This is a genomic window from Weissella sp. DD23 (assembly GCF_001579105.1).
GTDB classification, from domain to species: domain Bacteria; phylum Bacillota; class Bacilli; order Lactobacillales; family Lactobacillaceae; genus Weissella; species Weissella cibaria.
This window is the reverse complement of sequence record NZ_KQ970395.1, coordinates 141,627-142,239: the sequence shown is the minus strand read 5'-3', so window position 1 is coordinate 142,239 and position 613 is coordinate 141,627. Positions and strand designations below refer to the sequence as shown.

The window sequence follows — 613 nt, the reverse complement described above, 5'->3', positions numbered from 1 at the left end:
ACACAGAGCTGTTACTATCACTGATTGAACAAGACTATCAGCCGGACCGCATTGAAATATACGGGGCCACTGGTGGCCGGATCGATCAGTTACTGTCAAATATTTGGATTTTTACGCAACCACGTTTTCAAACGTTAGCAACCAAAATTGTGCTCATTGATCGGACAAATGAAATTTCGTTTTATCTGCCAGGCCAGCACACAATTACGCATACACTGGGGATGACCTATCTAGGGTTTATGCCACTGACACCAGTCACGGGGCTAACGTTAGTTGATGAAAAATATCGTTTGACGGATTGGTCAGGGAACCCCTTTTCATTTTCGTCAAACGAATTTGCGGGTGAGGTGAATCATTTCGAATTTACTTCCGGCATGGTTGCGGTGATTCAAAGTCGTGACTTAAATGGGCAGACAAGCGACTAAGTCGGGGGTTTGCCAAAATATCACCTTGTGATATTCGTGTAAAGTAAAAATACTTTACACAAAACCCTTGCACAACTGGTAAGGGTTTGATATTATTGTTCAAGTAAATAAAAGCACTGAATTAAAGAGCTTAAGATTGGAGGGTAAACATATGGCAGTTGATGCAGTCAACGGAAAGCGTACTCGCT

At 42.3% G+C, this 613-nt stretch carries 1 protein-coding gene; it reads left to right on the top strand.

The window, feature by feature from the left end; genetic code table 11:
* Positions 1-425 (top strand): thiamine diphosphokinase (locus WEIDD23_RS14840; RefSeq protein WP_242865498.1); only part of this gene is annotated, 425 nt, incomplete at its 5' end.
* Positions 426-613 lie beyond the last annotated feature (188 nt).